Consider the following 17,837-nt stretch of genomic DNA (forward strand, 5'->3'; position numbering starts at 1 on the left):
CAACGCTTATACGTAAATATGAATAAACACATATGCAATGGTACTTCTAATATAAGTACACTGTCTAAAATAAATCCAAAGAGTTTAATTGATGATTATAGAAAACAAACCAAGATTTGCTCTAAAAACGACTGTTTGAAAAAAAGCTCTATTAAGAAAAATAATAAAGCAGTTGACCGGATGTATCAAATCGTTGATTTGATTTCAAAAAACAATTGCCAGAATGAAATTGACAAATTTTCAAAATTATTATATGACAAAAAAAACAGAACTAATCTTTGGTCTGCTATTCATTTACTTGAAAAATTAACTTTTGACAAACAAACTGAAAAAACTGCATTAAAAATCATTCAAAATGTAGCTAAGGGAGATAGTATTGAGGCCTTGGGATTTCAATATTGGTTAAAAGAATATAAATCAAAATGATGTCATAAAAAATAACTTTATGAACTAAATTGGATTAATAAAAGCATAACTTGTAATCCTGAAAAATCAGAAATTCACAAAATGATCGATCAGGAAAATTCTGAATTAAATGGATTCTTATCGAATAAAAATAATAGATATTGATGATGTATATGTGACCGCTACTTACTTTTTATTTAGTACTCAGGTTCCGGATTTACCATTAAAAGAGAATATTGCATTTCAATTCATTACAGATGCATATTACCACCTCAAAGAATTTGAGTCCCGGGTTTATTTTAATACTACTAGCATTACTGCTAAAAAAATTTCTGAATTATTAAACCATTGTGCAGCCCAGGAATTGAACACCTATAATGCTATGCTTAGAAATATTGATCAATCTCCAGAGTATACTGCGATTTCTAATAGAGAAATCCAAAATTTAGAACTGATACTTGACAAAAATTGGGATCTGGTCGATACATGGGAGAAAGAAATTTTTGAAGGAATCGAATATTCAAAAACCAGTATTGAGGCTCCTTCTTCGACTATTCGATTTAAAGTCAAAAATAAAAAAATGATTAAGCACTTGGTTCCTGGATTAGAGTGGAGAACATGCAGTATCTGGGATAGAAATGAGTAAATTATAGTTCTATTATTTACAAAAAGAAATGTTGAGAAATGAACAAACTAATAATTATTTTAGTACTAATTTTTCCTTTTTCAGTCTTCTCACAAGATTGTGATTGTGAAACAAGTTTTAAATGGGTTAAAGAAACTTTTGAAAAAAATGATGCAGGATTCAGTTATGTCATTAATCAAAAAGGAAAAGAGGCCTACAAAAAACATAATCAAGAGTTCTTTAAAAAGTTAATAAACATCTCAAATAAAACAGATTGCTATGAACTGATTCGGGATTGGGTAACATTTTTTAGGAAAGGACATTTTGAAATTCGTTCACTTAATCAAGAGAATGTTAAATCAAATAATAAGAATAAAAAATGGGAAACGCTAAACCTCGAAGAAGATATATTTAAAAAATATTTGAAAAATAAAGAAGAAACCTATAATTATGAAGGAATATGGAAGTCCGACCCTTACACAATTGGGATTAAAAAAATTAATAACGAATATAAAGGTTTCATTATTGAAGCAAATGGTAGTCAATGGAAAAAAGGTCAAATAAAATTAGTTATAAAACCTGATAGTTCTTCTATATATTATATGGGAGATTATTCCTCTAAAACTTTTCAAAAAACAGAACTTTTAGGAAATGAATACTTACAATTAGGATTTGTAACTTTAAAAAGAATTTTTCCCGAATCTGAAAGCAATTCTATAATAAAAAGGTATTATAAATCTATTTCTACAGAAAAGCCCTATATAGACAGACTTAATGAAAACACACTCTTGCTTAGAATCCCTACATTTGATACTTCTCAAAAAAAATATACTGACAGCCTTATAATAAGCAATAAAAATCAAATCCTAAAAACAAAAAATTTAGTTATTGACTTAAGAGACAATGGAGGAGGTAGTATTAGGAATTATGAAGAATTATTACCTATATTATATACAAATCGAATATTGACTGTTGGTGAAGAATTACTATCGACTCAAAGAAACAACCAACGAGTTAAAGATTTTATCTCAAACCCTAATTGGTCAGAAGAAGGAAAAGAATGGGCTAGAAAGGCTTATAAAAAATTATCAGAAAATGAAGGGAAATATGTCAATTTGGAAACTACTAAAGTCACTACTACAAAATTTGACACCATTTATAAATACCCAGAAAATATCGGAATCATCATTAATCGACAAAATGCCAGTACTACAGAGCAGTTTCTTCTTGCTGCCAAACAAAGTAAAAAAGTAAAGCTATTTGGCCAGACAACATTTGGGGCATTAGATATTTCTTATACTTATCCTGCTAAATCTCCTTGTGGAGATTTTGAATTGATTTATTGTTTATCTAAAAGTTTAAGAATTCCTGAAATGACAATAGATAATAAAGGAATTCATCCTGATTATTTTATATACGATGATGTTCCGAAATTTAAATGGATTGATTTTGTAATTGATAGATTAAATTAATATATAGTATTTTATAAATACTCATGTAGATTAAGTTTAGTAAATAAAAAGAAATGCATAATATAGATCAGTCATAAACCAAAAAGGTAATATATAAAAACTATTACTATGTTAATACAATGTCATATTAAGTAACCAAGAAAAACAAACTAAAAGTAACTATGAGTTTTTTAAAAAGATTATTTGGCAACAAGGAAAAACCAATCGAAAAAGATTTTACAGATGCAGAACACCAAAAAGATTATGAATTAAAATCTAAAGGGCTTGAAGATGTTCTTGGAGAAATGCATGATCTAGTTGGCCACGCAATCATACCTTTTGCAATTGGCGGAGCTGTGGATATGTATTATTTCCCAAATCATATAAAAGGAACTGGATTTGCTACCATGGAGTTATTAGATCCAGATGGCAATGGCCCTTTAAAAAATCGCTTGGGAACATATGAATTAGTTGCATTCACAAAATATGACTATAATGCGAGCAAGGATCCCCAAACTCCTTTTAATTTGGTTGAACGAAATGCTTGCGGATTTTTAACTTCGATTGGGATGTACTCTTCTCAAGCAGTTCTTAATCCAAAAGAAACTATAGAAATCCCGAATGGAGAAGACGAAGAAAACACCTGTTTAGTATTTGATTTATACGAACCAAATGGCAAAAAATTTAAAATCGGGGATAGAGAACACCACTTATTACTTTGCCTACAATTGTTTAGAAGTGAAATGGACTATGCAAGACAAAATGGAAGTGATGAATTGTTCAAATTGCTAAAAGAAAAAGGACATTATCCTTATAGTGATTTAGACAGAGAAGCTGTAATATAAAAGAGTAACACGCAAGCTGCCACTTATAAAACACACCTGATAAGCACTAAGATTAGATTGCTTTTTTCAAAGTCTTAAAATTGAGGTCAAAAGTTTTTAATCAGACCTTTCTTTAAATTCTTCAAATAGGCTATTTTTGTGCCTTTAAAATGACGAATTTATGCAATTATCAGAACAAGAACTTGTAAGAAGAGAGAAATTAAACGCATTACGTAATCTAGGTATCGATCCTTATCCGGCTGCATTGTATCCGGTTGACTATACCTCGAAACAGATAAAGAGCAAGTTTGAAGAAGGTAAAAAGGTAATTATTGCAGGTAGATTAATGTCGAGAAGAATACAGGGTAAAGCTTCTTTTGCAGAACTGCAAGATACCGATGGTCGCATACAAGTCTATTTTAACAGAGATGAGATTTGTCCTGGTGAGGACAAACTCTTGTATAACGAAGTCTATAAAAAACTATTAGACATAGGTGATTTTATAGGTATCGAAGGAGAGCTTTTTACTACCCAGGTTGGTGAAAAGACTGTATTGGTTAAAAACTTTACACTATTAAGTAAATCCTTAAAACCTCTTCCTCTTCCTAAAACAGATAAAGAAGGAAATACTTTTGACGAATTTAATGATCCAGAGTTAAGATATCGTCAGCGTTATGCTGATCTGGTAGTGAATCCAAAAGTTAGAGATACGTTTATTAAACGCACACAGATTGTAAATACCATTCGTAATTTTTATAACGAAATGGGCTTTTTAGAGGTCGAGACTCCAATTCTTCAGCCTATCCCAGGAGGTGCAGCAGCACGTCCGTTTATAACGCATCACAATGCACTGGATATTCCTCTTTATCTTCGTGTTGCCAACGAGCTATATTTAAAACGCCTAATTGTCGGAGGATTTGATGGAGTATATGAGTTTGCAAAAGATTTTAGGAATGAAGGTATGGATCGTACTCACAATCCAGAATTTACCGTAATGGAAATGTATGCCGCTTATAAAGACTACCATTGGATGATGGATACGACTGAAAAGTTATTAGAAAAAGTAGCCATTGCACTTCACGGAACTCCCGAAGCACAATTTGGGGATAATGTCATTAACTATAAAGCACCTTATAAGCGTATTGGTATTCTTGATGCGATAAAAGAACATACCGGATATGACCTTTATAAAAAGAGCGAAGACGAAGTTCGTGAAGCAGCTAAGGCATTAGGTCTTGAAGTTGATGAAACTATGGGGATCGGAAAAATGATAGATGAAATTTTTGGAGAAAAATGTGAAGCCAATTATATCCAACCTACATTTATTATCGATTATCCCGTAGAGATGAGTCCGCTTACCAAAAAACACCGTTCTAAAGAAGGGCTTACAGAACGTTTTGAGCTTATGGTAAATGGTAAAGAACTGGCAAATGCCTATACAGAGCTTAATGATCCTATCGATCAACGCGAACGCTTTGAAGATCAACTTAAATTATCTGAAAAAGGTGATGACGAAGCAATGTTTATCGACCAGGACTTTTTACGTGCCCTGGAGTATGGTATGCCACCAACCTCGGGAATCGGAATAGGTATTGATCGATTGGCCATGTTTATGACTAATAATCAATCTATCCAGGAAGTACTATTTTTCCCGCAGATGCGTCCAGAGAAAAAACAAGTAGAGCTTAATGATAATGAAAAAGCCATCTTTGAGATTCTTAAAAAAGAAAAAAGTATGGATCTATCAGAACTTAAGAGTGCTACAGGCTTAAGTAATAAAGGTTGGGACAAGGGAATCAAAGGGCTTTCTAAATTAGGATTAACAAAAGTGACCAAGACCGATGATGCTCTAATTATAGAAGTCACCGAATAGATAAAGAATAGGGATCCTTGTTTCAAAATAGCACGTTAACATTTTTTTAACTATATTGGCGGCTATTTTATAAATAACCTCAACTATTATGAAACAAGGATTACTAACATCTATTACCCTATTGTTTTGTTTAATTTCGTTTGCGCAAAGTGCAGATTTGGATAAAGAAAACTTTAAAGTTTCTTATGTAAAACTACCTACCAAACCCATTCTGGATGATACCAAAAGAACGTATTCTACCAATCATAGGGGGATTTCAATTTCCGGATTCTCAAAAGTAAAATCTGAAGGAACATTAGATTATAATTACACGTTTAATGGTACAGAAATAGGAGAAGTCAACATCAATAAGAACAAAATTGAGAAAAAGGATAAAGAAGGAAAAGTCATTTCTGTAAGCTACGAATATATGGTAGTTGTTACCTATTCCTCTTCTGCCTCCTTATCGTTTAACAATGCAGAAACTGCAGAAAACTTCCAAAAAACATATTCAGAAAGCACTACTTATAAGAGTAGTACTTTTGGTAGCTATACCAAAGCAAAAGATTATTACAACAATAATCGACATAACTTAAGAAACAAGTATAGAACTGCTCATAAGAACACGATTATAAGCAATATCAATAGCTATGCAAATCGTGCATATGGATACATTCCTTATACAACCGAATATGAGTATTTATGGATTTTAGGCTCGAAAAAGCACCCAGAATTTCAAAAGCACCACGAAGCATTTGATAAGGTAAAAGCTTCATTTGATAAAATTAAATACGATGAGCCCATTGATGAGATCAAGAAAGAGATGGAACCCATCATCGAATATTTTAATAGTGTAATCCCTAACTACCCCGGAGATAAACGTAAAATAAGAAAGGTGCGATATGCCAGTTATTATAACATCGCAAATTTGTACTACTATCTAGAAATGCCTGAGAAAGTAAAAGAGTACGCTCAGAAAATCATCGATAATAATTATGACAAAAAAGATGGTAAATATTTTATCAAAAAGGCAGATAAGCTCATCAAATCTTTAGAGACTAATAAAACAAACACTCGGCACATGAAAGTACTTACCGAGGATCTAAGTAATGTACCAGAAGAGGAAGAGGAAGAGGAAACTGAGACTGCAGATGTAGAATTAAATAAAGCATATTTGATCACCAAAGAAAATGATACCACACTGGTTGATATTAAATCTAGTGATATTGCTTCAATCGGATACAAGTTAAAAACGGTAGAGTATGATCAAAATGGTACTCCAATCGGAAGCAGAGTAAAGAGTGCTAAAAAATGCAAAGAACTTGTTTTTGTTGATGGGCTTCATTACAGAAATATTAAATTTAAAGAATCTTCTATTAAATCCGGAGCTGTAGATGCCGGGCAAATGGTATTAGGTGGCGCTACTGATAAGCTTTGTAAAGTGCTTTTTGAGTCTGATAAGATTAATTTATATCTATTTAACGAATCTGAGATGGTTATTCTTCCTGCCGGAAGTGAAAAAGGAAAATCAACTATGGCCGCTGGTTTTGTTTTTGGTTTTAAAAAGAACCTTACCAAATATGCTGAAGGTTGCCCAACAGTAATCGAAAAAGTTGCTAATAAAGAGTACAAAAACAATCAGAAAAGTTTATTAAAGTTTTGTAATGAACTTACCAAATGTAGTAGTTCAGCAACTACTCAAGACGGAAACTAATAGCAAAAGCTAAAGATCACTACATAAAAGAGGTTGAATTCTATGATAAAGTATAGAATTCAACCTCTTTCTTTTTAAACAACTTTGGTAATACAAGGCAGAAAATCTAAATTTTAATCAAAATTAATGACTTTTTTAGTTTAAAAAAGACTGCACAGCTCTGTGTAAAATCTACTGCCGATATAATGGTTAACCGTAAATCATACCATCAAAAAAAAAATCGTCCCTCGATTTTTCTTTTTATCACTATTTAAACCTAATTCGTCACAAACATCTTATTTCTATAGCATCATTTCTAACATCTAATCTATGTTTGAGGTAAATAATAATGATACATACAAGGGGGTAATTATTCTAAATAAAAAGGCTAGTCACTGGTGTTTATCATAATCACGACTATAGAATAAGGCATAGATCCCAGATGCCTTAAAAAAATGCCTGGGAGACATTTATATAATTAAAAACAAACAACATGTTAAAAAACATTAAAAATTTAACAGGAGTAAAAGAGTTAACAAAAAACACACAAACTAAGATTAATGGAGGAACTGCCCCAGATTACTGTAATAAAGGATGTGAACATAGAGGAGGAAGATGCAGATGTTATTAGTAATGATGTAGATTAGAGTCTAACTAATAAACCATGTTAAAATCAGTATTTGATTTTAAATAAGTCGAACTCTTTTTTGACATCTAAATAGTGCAACCTAATTCTGGATCATGTTTTACATAAATAAAAAAACGCAACCTTACCGGTTGCGTTTTCCCCTCAAACAATTTCGGATACACAAGACTTTCCCAGTTGTCTTCGAACATACTTTTCTAACAATGCAATAATGACATCCTAGTACATCCGGGTATTCCTTGCCGAAAATGTTATCCTTACGTATTCTCAACTTTAAAGATTTGGATATCACAGATCATCAATATCCAAAATCAAATAATTCCCTTTCGATCAATTATTTATATGTAGCAAAGATATCTATACTATTATATATAAATGTTACCTATATATTAAATAACCTTACAAATTTTACGTTTTTGCCGTAGTATTTTCAGTTTGCAATATATAAATATTCCTAAAGCTCGCAAAACCTTGAAGTTTTATAATAAACAATTATATTTGAATATCTAAACACAAATCAGATGCCTTTTATAACAGACGAAGAATTACAGGGTTTTAAAGATCAAATAGAAAAAGTCGAAGAATCTAAGCGTGCTGTGGATTATGCATGTAACAAAGCTGTAAAAGACGAAAAAGAAAACTCTCGAAAATTTAAGATCGCAACTATCATACTAGGTATCATTGCATTACTAGGTGTTGCAGGGACTGTGTATTTTATGAATTTTAATACTCCAGAAAATATGGTTACCAAGAAAAAGCATAAATCTGAGGTAACTACACGGGATACTAAAATCGCTGAGTTAACAGAAACGGTTAAAAACCTATCTATGAATCAGGAATTAGAATCAGATTCAGGTGGTAGCGGAGTAGGAAATGGTCGTTCCTTGCAAGATGAATTGGTATATGCTGTACAAATCGGAGCTTTTGAAAGTATAGATTTGTCTATGTATTCTGAGAATTTTGTGAATTTCAGACAAATTAAAAGTGGTGGATTTAATAAATATGCCTTAGGAAATTTTGAAACACTTAATGAAGCCAAAAAATTTCGTAGAGAATTGGTACGACTCGGGTTTAGAAATGCTTTTATCGCTTCATATCAAAACGGAGAACGACTACAGATTGAAGAAGCCTGGTAACTTCGGGTTCTGATATAATGGATACCCCGACGTGAAAACGCCGGGGTATCCCCATCAAAACTAACTAACCAACTCAATGCAACAACTATACATGTACTACAACATATTTTCTACCTGATCTCTTGTAGTATACTCCTTTACATCTGTAATATTTTACACCTCTTACTTTTACTGTCTTATATCCTCTGGGTAGGGTAGCCACCCGTACTCCGGCAGGAACGCTAACTCGTTTATAAGCTCTATTCTTTTTTACATACCATACACCTGCGCTTCTATAATAGTTTACATTTTTATGCACTATAATTTTAGGGTGATGTACTTTGGTAACCACAACTCCTCGTACCGGACGCACTTGTACCGCAGTAGCACAAGACGTCATTAAAAACCCAAACAATACAACCGGCACCACTATTTTCATTACATTTTTCATATTCCTTACTATTTTGATTTCTAATCATAAGACCTTAGAATTACAAAAAGGTTTAATTTGGGAATATTAAAAATGTGTTTTTTATCATTGAAAAAAGCGTCAATTCGAGTGGTTTTTCATAATAAAATGGAGAAAAATTGTATCGAGAATAGCTTTTTTGATCAAAAATCCTATTCTCGATACACTTCTTCCTACGGTCGAAGCACTCGAATTGACGAATTTCGGATCAAAAAATATCAAAATGCATAACAATTCATTCTACATACTCCTGTATCGGTATCCCTTCGATAATTACATCTTCTAAAACCGATGCACCATCTTTAACATATACCACCGCATAGACATCATCTTTTTTATTATTTCTATTTACATCTCTATAGGCTTTTTCTGCATCGTATGCTTTGGTTTCTTCCATATAAAATCTATCAAATGGTAGCTCAAACTGTATTTCATCATTATACGTATTCGTTACTTTGGCCATAACATAATCACCACCAATATCAAGAGGTTCTCTACTTATCTGAACAACTTTTGCAAAGCCCTCATCATCATTTTCTATATACACTCGTACCTTATCTCCGTATACATAAGTACTATCTGATGTTTTAAAAGAATTCATTTCAAACTGAAGTGTAATATATTTCCCTCTAAACGGATCTGTAGGATCAATAGGTCTGGTTTTAAATTTATATGCAGTACCCGATATCAGGATATCCTCGTTATCAAAAATCATCTTTAGCGGAGTACCAATTTGTACTACTGCCAAGACTATAAATACTATAAAATAAATCGGTTTCATCTGTTCTTTTTTTATTGTTTTTAATATCTCTTGTCACACTGAATCTGTCGAAGTGCTTTCAAATTTGCGTTTTCAAATGTCTTCGACAGGTTTGTCCTGAGTTTATCGAAGGGCTCAGACTGACAATTAAAAGCTTAACTAAATAGACATTACACTATTTATGTATTAGAATATATCATCAAACTACTTCTTAATGCGCTGTTGTTTTTTCAGCATGATATAATTGGTTAAAAAGAACCCTGCTCCTACCATCACAAATAAAATCCCTCTAACAACAAAGCTCATTCCCGTATCAAAAAACCTACAGATGATCAGTATCGAAATAATCAATAATCCATAGTTAAGGATCCCGAAGTTAACTTTATCTGCTCCAATTTTTATGGCAGACATACCCAGGGCAAATACCAATACATTCATTAATACCACAGGTAAAATTCCTGTATCGGGAAGTAAGAAGTATACTAACCCAAAGACTACAAAGGCTACCTGAAACAGATTAACAGCTCGTATTCCCTTTCTTATAACAGTATACCCCAAAACAGTGATACTTAACAAGGATACTACTACTGCTGTATAGAGCTCCTGGGTATCATAATTAAATGTCTCTGGGAGTTCGTCCCATATCCAACGAAACGTAAAAATCATCAGCGATACTATAGTCCCTAGCGAACCAATGATCAAAAAACCATTTCTAAGTGTTCTTAACTCTTTAAATACAGGAAGTTTTCCTATAGAATACAAGAGTCCAAACATGGTGATGTACATCACAAAACCAAGATCTTCACTACGACCTATAAAAGCACTTAATGCAATTGCAATACTTGCCGGAAAAATCCAGGTAAAAATGGTAACTGTATTGCTAGCCGTATTTTTTGTAATAAGGGTGTAGTAATACGGTAGTATTGCTCCTATAAACGCAATATACAACCAGGGAGTTTCTGTATTTCTATAGTTCCATAACCCAACTTCTACCGCATAGTAGGTACTTAGCAGTATCGTAAGCAAGGCAACTGCATGCGATCGTAACAAGTATACCAATGGTAAGCAAAGTACAATCCAGGTAAGTAAAAAAGAACCTAATTCTCCCGGGATATTATAAATCTGACTTACCAATGCCATACATGCACCCACTGCGAAAAAAAGAAAAGTCCCTGATGCTTCTTTCCAGGTGGCACTTTTATTTTTTAGTATAGAAAAACCAGCAAAAATCTGACCCAATAGTAAAGGACCAAATGCTAAAATTGTTTTTGTTAATCGCGAAAAATCATCCCAATTGTGTGCCAGCATTAAAATAATACCCGACCCGACTAATAACGCTCCAAAAATCCCAAAGATCATAAACAGCTTATTAGGCTTTCCCACATCTTTGGTAGCATAGTATTGCTCTATTTTATCTGCAAGCTCGGGAGAAATGATCTTATCTCCTACCAGTGTTTGCAACTCTTTATTAAATTTTGAACTCATAATATTATGTTGTTTAGTGAACTTTTAATCCGTTGTGCATTTTAGAATTAAAAAGTATTAAAATGTCAATCGATAAAACTGTATACAGGAATATTTACAAATTATAACATGCACCAGTTTTGCACTCATCTCTACTTATCTTTTATATTCAGATATGTAATAAACACAGAATACGCGGCGATACACATGGGTATAATCTCTAAGAAAATCAACTCTCTGTTACTATTCATATGTAGATCATTTATTTCCATTTGAAATAAAACACCATATAACAAAACTATACCCCAGTATACCAGTACATTCTTTTTTACCATGGCACTTCGTTTTTTCCATTGAATAAAAAAAACCAACCCAATACCAAGTTGAATGCCGCCAAGAAAAATCTGAGCAAATAATCCATCTTTCTCTCCCATAATTCCGTAACACCCTAAGGTGATTACAAAAGCCAATGCATTGATTATAAGTGCTATATTTTTGATTTCTTTCATCTTTATCAGATTTATTAATAATCATAAAAAGACAGCCGCAGCCACACGGCCGTCTTCTTTAATCATCAAAACAAGAGACCTCAAGCCTTCCTAAGGTCCCTTCTTTTGATTTCATTTTGTTAACCTTTATAACGAAGTGCTAATGCACAATTCGGCAACGTCGTTTAGTTAAGGATAATATTTAAAATTTCTTGTCACACTGAGCCTGTCGAAGTACTTTTCAAATTTGTGTTTTCAAATGTCTTCGACAGGCTCAGACTGACAGCTAAAAGCTTAACTTAACGTCATTGATAATTCGGATTTAATTACTCCTCACTGTTTTCGATAAACTTTTTATCCCTGGTATTCTTCTGTACTGCAATGGCAGCAAATAAACTTAGGGTAAAAGACATCCCATAAAACCCTTTTTCACTAAGCTCCAGGTCGGCATTCCATAAGCCGATAATCAGCAACAAAATAGAGGTAAGCGTGGTAAACCAACTAATCCCATAATAGATATCGGTAACCGGGATTCCCTCTAGCCTATCTCTAACACTTTTTTGCACAGATACTGCAGAGAACAATCCAAATAGCAGGATCGTAAAGTAGTACCCTTTCTCGTTAAGTACCATACCTGCATTCCATAATCCAGTGCAATAGGATATCATTCCTATAAACAGTGCAGACCATGATGCTGATATAAAAGCCGGCGTTGGCTTTTGATCATATACTTTGTTTTCTTTCTTTTCTACATTTTCGATTACGGTATCCTCGGATACATCGTTACTAAATTTGTAATTCATAATTATTGTATTTTGATGATTCAATAAAAATTCGAATTGTTCATTCGAACAGGACAAATGTGCGATGATATGCGTTGATATAAAACTCTATTTATCAAAAAAACTTACGATATATTTATGTTAATAATCTAACTGTATCAATATTCATAGTATCTTTATCAAAATTATACTTACGATACAATGCATGTTATTTCTTCTATAATACATACCTTATCTGATGAATCAAAGCGAGCTTTTGTTACGATATTGCGGCAAAAGAATAAAAGAAACGATACCAAAAACATACAGTTATTTAAGCTTTTGGATACCACATCAACGGCTAAAGATCTCGATATCCAGATTTATGGCAAAAGAGCTAAGGGTGCGTATCACGCGCTATGCAAAAGATTGCATGATACGCTCATTGATTTTATTGCGGCCAAAAGTTTTGAGGAAGAGACTTCAGAAGAGATGGAAACCCTTAAGCTCCTTAGAGCCAGCAGGAGTTTCTTCGAACAAAAACAATATAAAATTGCTTTTAAAACCATTGCCAAAGCAGAGCAAAAGGCCAAAACCTATGCACTTTTCAGTATCCTAAACGAGATTTACTACACCCAGATCCAATATGCGCATCTTAACCGTGGGATAGCAATAGAGGCTTTATTTGCTAATTTCAGGAGTAATAAAAAATCACTACAACAAGAAGAAAACTTAAACCTGTTTTATGCCACCGTGCAGCACGAACTCATGAAACAAAGAAGAGATGCCGTACCGATTATAAAAAATACCTTATCCAGATTTGGATTATCGATCACACAAGACCTTACGTTTCGATCCTTATTTAAGATCCTGGAGATTACAAACCAAACCGCTCATATCACCAGGGATTATCGCACTATACTTCCTTTTGTAGAAGAAGTCTATACACAAATAGATGCCAAAGAGGATGTAATCGACAAGCACCTCTTCTACCATATCCAAATCCTGTATTATGTAGCCAATTCTTATTTTAGGAGTAAAGATTTTACGACCTCGCAGCAGTACCTAGCTCTTATGCACGAGGAGATGAAAAAACACCAGGACAAGTATTACAAGCGATTTTTTCCGCAATACACCTTACTACACTCACTCAATCTTAATTATACAGGTCGGGCAAAAGATGCAATCATGATCTTAGATACTTTTGATTATGAAAAGTACAAAGATCAGATCGCATATATCCTGGATCTTAAACTAAGTCACATTGTATATTATTTTCAGCAACAACAGTATAAAGAAGCCCTGGATATTCTTAATGATTTTTATCATAGTGATCACTGGTATACCGAAAAAGCGGGCCTGGCTTGGGTAATTAAGAAAAACCTGATTGAGATTCTGTTGCGTATAGAGTTGGATCATATCGATATTGTAGAATCCAGAGTAAACAGTTTTAAAAAGAAACATGGGGCTTATCTCAAAAACAATAGAGAAACGCGGGCATCAGAATTCTTAAAACTAGCCACTATGTACTACCGCAAACCAGAGGTGGTTACTACAGCAGCATTTAAGGGTAAGATGTATACTACACTCACCACTCCTACCCCCGAAGACGAAGACATATTTGATATGAGTTTTTATGCCTGGATAAAGACTAAGGTCGAAGGTAGTACGCTGTATGAAAACACTTTACAGCTGGTACATCAATAAAAAAAGAGATGAAGTATACCAACAATCATATTAATTTGCTAATTTCCTGAAAAATTTAAACCCAGATTAAACAGAAATCGTTCAATGCCATTAGATAATCTTGAATTTTTATCCATTACAGATCAAGCGCAGGATTTCCCGATGCATTATCACGATACGTTTTGTATCTCTTATGTTCGTTCGGGAATCGAGCAAACGCAATTACAACACCAAACTTTATTATGTAGTGCCGGTGCAATTTCTATTACACATCCTTACGAGGTACATACCACGCCTGTTTTAGACAAAGATATTGGGGTGAGTTTTGATACGCTTTATCTCTCTAATGATGTGGTAAAATTCTTTCTTAATGGTAAGACCTTACACTTTTCAGAACGCGTTATTCATGATAACACCCTAATTCGATTGTTTTTTCAATTAAAAGAAGCCCAGGAAAAACACGACCTAAGCATAACCGAGCAGTATTTAAAAAACTTTATCCGGCAACTAAGCCTGTACTCTACTGTTTCGGCTTATCAATATGATGATTGCATTCGGGATTTTAATACCATTACTTGTTATATCGAAAACAACCTTACTCAAAAAATCTCTTTAGAAGATCTGGCTAAAATCGCCAACATTAACAAGTTTAGTTTTACCAGAAAATTTAGAACAGAGACCGGTTTAACACCGATAAACTATCTGTTAATGAAAAAGATCATGGCTGCCAAAACGGCTATCCAGAAAAACTCAGAACTCACCCAGATCGCTTACCAGTATAACTTTACCGATATGGCTCATTTTTCGAGAACTTTTAAAAGGTATATTGGTATATCGCCCAAAGTATTTCAGGATCGGTTGATACCAGTTCTCAAATAAAATTACTTACTAACTTGTTAATTTTCATTTATACATTCTTACGTCACAACTTGTCCCGAATTTTCCTCGGGATCGAGTGATTTCATCAGTAGCGATAGCGGTTGATAAAATTGTACTTCGACAGGCTCAGCAGAGCTATCGAGATGCATTTGAAAACGATAATATGATGGGTTCTCGATACAATTTTTCTCCTGTCATCTCGAGCGTAGTCGAGAGGACATTACGAAAAACCACTCGAACTGACGCTTTTTTAAACATTTTGGCTTCGGTCGCACTCAGATTATAAAATTGTCAATATTATACAAGCCTGTTACACAAGATGCCTCGTTCTTTGTAGAAATCATTTTATATATGAAGCATCTTATCGCAATCCTTAGTATCACCCTTCTTTTTTCCTGTAAATCTGAAAAAAAAGATCCGCTATTCGCTATGACCCAAGATCAAATGGAAGAAGATTTTCAACTCTTTCAATCTATATATGAAGAAGCGAATGCTGGGCTTTATAAATACCATAAAAAAGAACAGGTAGATAGTGCTTTTGCTGCGAACAAAGCTCAGATTTCAGAAAATACATCCTATCGGGAGTTTTATACCCTGCTTTGGAATGTAATTGATTACACAGGAAGTTGCCATAATGGTCTGACCTATCCCCAGGCTGTGGACGATGCGTTAAACCCCAAAGACATTTTCTTTCCTATCCCATTAAAATATATCGACGGAAAATTCTATACAAATTACACCTACAACACTATTGCTATGGGTAGTGAAGTACTTGCTATCAACAATATGCCAATAGACGAAGTAGCAAAACGCTGCGGACATTTTATAAGTACCGATGGGCATAACCAAACCGGTAAGTATACCGACTTAGACTCTGACTGGTTTGCTTTTTATATGTATCTGGTATTTGGGGAGCAGCAGCAATTTACATTGCAGTACAAAAATAAAGCTGAATCTACATCTGCAACGGTGCAAAGCGTAGATTATATTACCTTTTTTAATAATTATCAAAAGCGTCATTCTGCGGCATATGATAATCGTATTACCAAAGACTACTTCTTTACATACAAAGACAGCATCGGGTATCTCAACATCAACACCTTTGCTATGGGAGGTCCCAAGTCTGAAGGTCATAAGCAATACGCTACCTTTTTGGATTCGGTTTTTATAGCGATAAAAGAAAACCATACCCAAAAGCTTATTGTGGATATAAGAGGCAATGGTGGTGGTAATGACCCAAACGACTTATTACTGTATTCCTATCTCACAGATCGAAGTTTTAGAGAAAATACTACGGCACATACTCTTTTTCAGGAGGTTCCTTTTCCTGATTATTATCTCGACGATGACATCGATGAGCTAGCCAAAGAATTAAAAGAAGAGCACTCGGTTTTTAAGGATGGTAAATATTATCAAAACGCTACCTTTAATACCGCATGGCAACCCAAACCAAATGCATTTACAGGCGATCTGGTACTCTTGATTGATCCTCCCGTAGCATCGGCCGGCTCTCTATTTGCCAGCTTGGTAAAAAGTGACGATAACACTACCGTAATTGGGGAAGAAACATTGGGTGGGTACTATGGACACACAGGACACATCCCCGTATATTATGAATTACCTAATTCTAAATTAGAGCTCAAATTCTCGATAGTTGATCTGGAGCAGGATGTTCGACAACTACCCGATGAGCAGTATGGCGATGGCGTACAACCCGATGATAAAGTGGTACAAACCTACCCCGATTTCCTTACCCACCGAGATACACAACTAGAGTATGCGATTAAAAAGATGAGTTTGAAGTAACCCTTCGACTACGCTCAGGGTACGCGATGGTTTGTTGTAATATAGTTACCCTGTCATTCCGGACTTGATCCGGAATCCACAATCACATCTCCCTTTTCATAAAAATACCTATATCTGTACCCTTCGACGTGCCTGTCCCGAGTTTATCGAAGGGCTCAGGGTACGTGGTCACCCGTTACACTATAGTTTCCCTGTCATTCCGGCACTTCGTCTACGCTCAGCATAGACTTCAGCCAGAATCCATAATCATATCTCTCTTTTCATAAAAATACCCAATACAGGGTATTGAATGCCTTTAGAAGAATTACAACTTTTGAGTGTTCAATTACAACACATAAATATGAAAATAAATTATAAAGGGAATTATGAACAAGTTAAGTTAGCAGTCGAAGATGCTAATGAAGTATTATATTCTAATGAAATTTATGAATTAATAAGGCAACGTACTAATTTTAATTGTTCGGAAAAAACTCCGCAAGAAATTGCTGATATCATTCAAAACACCAGCTTGGAAGTCGAAGTTAAACTATACAAACCAAGATGGAGATTTAGCAAAGTACTTGGATACTTTGTGAAGAGTAAACCAAATAATCTTTTTCTTAATTCCAGAAAATTATACCGAGATACAAGTTCGATAAGTAATACTATTGTACACGAGTATGTACATGCAGTGGATAATAATTTTGACAATACGATCATTGATTTTGGCCATAATTGTGGGACTTTAAAAAACACTGCTCCCTACGTTATCGGTAACATTGCAGAGATAATCATTGACGGAAACGAAATTGATGATATTGATTCTTCTTTAAAACATTTTGAAAGTAGAACTATGGTTCATTGTTTTATTGATGGCAACCAGCCTTTTTCGAAAAACGAAGAATTAATTATTGAAGAAACCAGAATTTACTAA

Annotated in this window: 17 protein-coding genes; 12 read left to right on the plus strand and 5 right to left on the minus strand. The window is 33.9% G+C overall.

Features of this window, described 5'->3' with window-relative positions; genetic code table 11:
- Positions 1–18 precede the first annotated feature (18 nt).
- The 8 genes from NNH57_RS11185 to NNH57_RS11220 all read left to right on the plus strand — a co-directional run bounded on the left by NNH57_RS11185 (position 19) and on the right by NNH57_RS11220 (position 8,632).
- Entirely contained in the window at positions 19–426 is a 408-nt protein-coding gene (locus tag NNH57_RS11185) for a hypothetical protein (protein WP_074410353.1), read from the plus strand.
- A gap of 109 nt (positions 427–535) precedes the next feature.
- The gene (locus NNH57_RS11190; protein WP_108807328.1) at positions 536–1,051 is read left to right on the plus strand and encodes a hypothetical protein; all 516 of its coding nucleotides are present in this window, start codon (positions 536–538) and stop codon (positions 1,049–1,051) included.
- A gap of 38 nt (positions 1,052–1,089) precedes the next feature.
- Positions 1,090–2,502 (plus strand): S41 family peptidase, encoded by a 1,413-nt coding sequence (locus NNH57_RS11195; protein WP_108807329.1) that lies wholly within the window; start codon positions 1,090–1,092, stop codon positions 2,500–2,502.
- A 161-nt stretch (positions 2,503–2,663) separates the two neighbouring features.
- Entirely contained in the window at positions 2,664–3,326 is a 663-nt protein-coding gene (locus NNH57_RS11200; RefSeq protein ID WP_108807330.1) for a suppressor of fused domain protein, read from the plus strand.
- Positions 3,327–3,486: 160 nt separating this feature from the next.
- A complete protein-coding gene (gene lysS, locus NNH57_RS11205) occupies positions 3,487–5,178 on the plus strand; it encodes a lysine--tRNA ligase (protein ID WP_108807331.1) in 1,692 nt (563 codons plus the stop codon).
- Positions 5,179–5,266: 88 nt separating this feature from the next.
- A complete protein-coding gene (locus NNH57_RS11210) occupies positions 5,267–6,871 on the plus strand; it encodes a hypothetical protein (protein ID WP_108807332.1) in 1,605 nt (534 codons plus the stop codon).
- 472 nt (positions 6,872–7,343) lie between these two features.
- The gene (locus tag NNH57_RS11215; RefSeq protein ID WP_159099153.1) at positions 7,344–7,481 is read left to right on the plus strand and encodes a hypothetical protein; all 138 of its coding nucleotides are present in this window, start codon (positions 7,344–7,346) and stop codon (positions 7,479–7,481) included.
- Between the two features lie 536 nt (positions 7,482–8,017).
- Entirely contained in the window at positions 8,018–8,632 is a 615-nt protein-coding gene (locus NNH57_RS11220) for an SPOR domain-containing protein (protein WP_108807333.1), read from the plus strand.
- An 85-nt stretch (positions 8,633–8,717) separates the two neighbouring features.
- Here the strand turns inward: NNH57_RS11220 and NNH57_RS11225 are convergent, their stop codons facing one another.
- The 5 genes from NNH57_RS11225 to yiaA all read right to left on the minus strand — a co-directional run bounded on the left by NNH57_RS11225 (position 8,718) and on the right by yiaA (position 12,595).
- Positions 8,718–9,062: a DUF6515 family protein gene (locus tag NNH57_RS11225; protein WP_108807334.1), complete on the minus strand. Its 345-nt coding sequence runs from the start codon at positions 9,060–9,062 to the stop codon at positions 8,718–8,720.
- A gap of 253 nt (positions 9,063–9,315) precedes the next feature.
- Positions 9,316–9,861, minus strand: a complete 546-nt coding sequence (locus NNH57_RS11230) for a GDYXXLXY domain-containing protein (RefSeq protein ID WP_082995064.1) — start codon at positions 9,859–9,861, stop codon at positions 9,316–9,318.
- 183 nt (positions 9,862–10,044) lie between these two features.
- Entirely contained in the window at positions 10,045–11,325 is a 1,281-nt protein-coding gene (locus NNH57_RS11235; RefSeq protein WP_108807335.1) for a DUF2157 domain-containing protein, read from the minus strand.
- A gap of 131 nt (positions 11,326–11,456) precedes the next feature.
- Positions 11,457–11,813, minus strand: coding sequence for a hypothetical protein (locus tag NNH57_RS11240; protein WP_108807336.1), 357 nt, complete (start codon positions 11,811–11,813; stop codon positions 11,457–11,459).
- A 305-nt stretch (positions 11,814–12,118) separates the two neighbouring features.
- Complete coding sequence (gene yiaA, locus NNH57_RS11245) at positions 12,119–12,595, minus strand: inner membrane protein YiaA (protein ID WP_034242593.1); 477 nt, start codon at positions 12,593–12,595, stop codon at positions 12,119–12,121.
- 180 nt (positions 12,596–12,775) lie between these two features.
- Between yiaA and NNH57_RS11250 the strand changes: the two genes are divergently transcribed.
- The 4 genes from NNH57_RS11250 to NNH57_RS11265 all read left to right on the plus strand — a co-directional run bounded on the left by NNH57_RS11250 (position 12,776) and on the right by NNH57_RS11265 (position 17,837).
- Complete coding sequence (locus NNH57_RS11250) at positions 12,776–14,260, plus strand: hypothetical protein (RefSeq protein ID WP_108807337.1); 1,485 nt, start codon at positions 12,776–12,778, stop codon at positions 14,258–14,260.
- 84 nt (positions 14,261–14,344) lie between these two features.
- Positions 14,345–15,118: a helix-turn-helix transcriptional regulator gene (locus NNH57_RS11255; protein WP_108807338.1), complete on the plus strand. Its 774-nt coding sequence runs from the start codon at positions 14,345–14,347 to the stop codon at positions 15,116–15,118.
- A 351-nt stretch (positions 15,119–15,469) separates the two neighbouring features.
- Positions 15,470–16,924: a S41 family peptidase gene (locus NNH57_RS11260; RefSeq protein ID WP_108807339.1), complete on the plus strand. Its 1,455-nt coding sequence runs from the start codon at positions 15,470–15,472 to the stop codon at positions 16,922–16,924.
- A gap of 340 nt (positions 16,925–17,264) precedes the next feature.
- A complete protein-coding gene (locus NNH57_RS11265) occupies positions 17,265–17,837 on the plus strand; it encodes a hypothetical protein (RefSeq protein ID WP_132065926.1) in 573 nt (190 codons plus the stop codon).

It is taken from the genome of Aquimarina spinulae, from assembly GCF_943373825.1.
GTDB classification, from domain to species: domain Bacteria; phylum Bacteroidota; class Bacteroidia; order Flavobacteriales; family Flavobacteriaceae; genus Aquimarina; species Aquimarina spinulae.

Excerpts from the sequence above, each read along its gene's own strand:
- NNH57_RS11185 (WP_074410353.1), top strand. The coding sequence starts at position 19 with ATGAATAAACACATATGCAATGGTACTTCTAATATAAGTACACTGTCT.
- NNH57_RS11190 (WP_108807328.1), top strand. The coding sequence starts at position 536 with ATGGATTCTTATCGAATAAAAATAATAGATATTGATGATGTATATGTG.
- NNH57_RS11195 (WP_108807329.1), top strand. The coding sequence starts at position 1,090 with ATGAACAAACTAATAATTATTTTAGTACTAATTTTTCCTTTTTCAGTC.
- NNH57_RS11200 (WP_108807330.1), top strand. The coding sequence starts at position 2,664 with ATGAGTTTTTTAAAAAGATTATTTGGCAACAAGGAAAAACCAATCGAA.
- lysS (WP_108807331.1), top strand. The coding sequence starts at position 3,487 with ATGCAATTATCAGAACAAGAACTTGTAAGAAGAGAGAAATTAAACGCA.
- NNH57_RS11210 (WP_108807332.1), top strand. The coding sequence starts at position 5,267 with ATGAAACAAGGATTACTAACATCTATTACCCTATTGTTTTGTTTAATT.
- NNH57_RS11215 (WP_159099153.1), top strand. The coding sequence starts at position 7,344 with ATGTTAAAAAACATTAAAAATTTAACAGGAGTAAAAGAGTTAACAAAA.
- NNH57_RS11220 (WP_108807333.1), top strand. The coding sequence starts at position 8,018 with ATGCCTTTTATAACAGACGAAGAATTACAGGGTTTTAAAGATCAAATA.
- NNH57_RS11225 (WP_108807334.1), bottom strand. The coding sequence starts at position 9,062 with ATGAAAAATGTAATGAAAATAGTGGTGCCGGTTGTATTGTTTGGGTTT.
- NNH57_RS11230 (WP_082995064.1), bottom strand. The coding sequence starts at position 9,861 with ATGAAACCGATTTATTTTATAGTATTTATAGTCTTGGCAGTAGTACAA.
- NNH57_RS11235 (WP_108807335.1), bottom strand. The coding sequence starts at position 11,325 with ATGAGTTCAAAATTTAATAAAGAGTTGCAAACACTGGTAGGAGATAAG.
- NNH57_RS11240 (WP_108807336.1), bottom strand. The coding sequence starts at position 11,813 with ATGAAAGAAATCAAAAATATAGCACTTATAATCAATGCATTGGCTTTT.
- yiaA (WP_034242593.1), bottom strand. The coding sequence starts at position 12,595 with ATGAATTACAAATTTAGTAACGATGTATCCGAGGATACCGTAATCGAA.
- NNH57_RS11250 (WP_108807337.1), top strand. The coding sequence starts at position 12,776 with ATGCATGTTATTTCTTCTATAATACATACCTTATCTGATGAATCAAAG.
- NNH57_RS11255 (WP_108807338.1), top strand. The coding sequence starts at position 14,345 with ATGCCATTAGATAATCTTGAATTTTTATCCATTACAGATCAAGCGCAG.
- NNH57_RS11260 (WP_108807339.1), top strand. The coding sequence starts at position 15,470 with ATGAAGCATCTTATCGCAATCCTTAGTATCACCCTTCTTTTTTCCTGT.
- NNH57_RS11265 (WP_132065926.1), top strand. The coding sequence starts at position 17,265 with ATGAAAATAAATTATAAAGGGAATTATGAACAAGTTAAGTTAGCAGTC.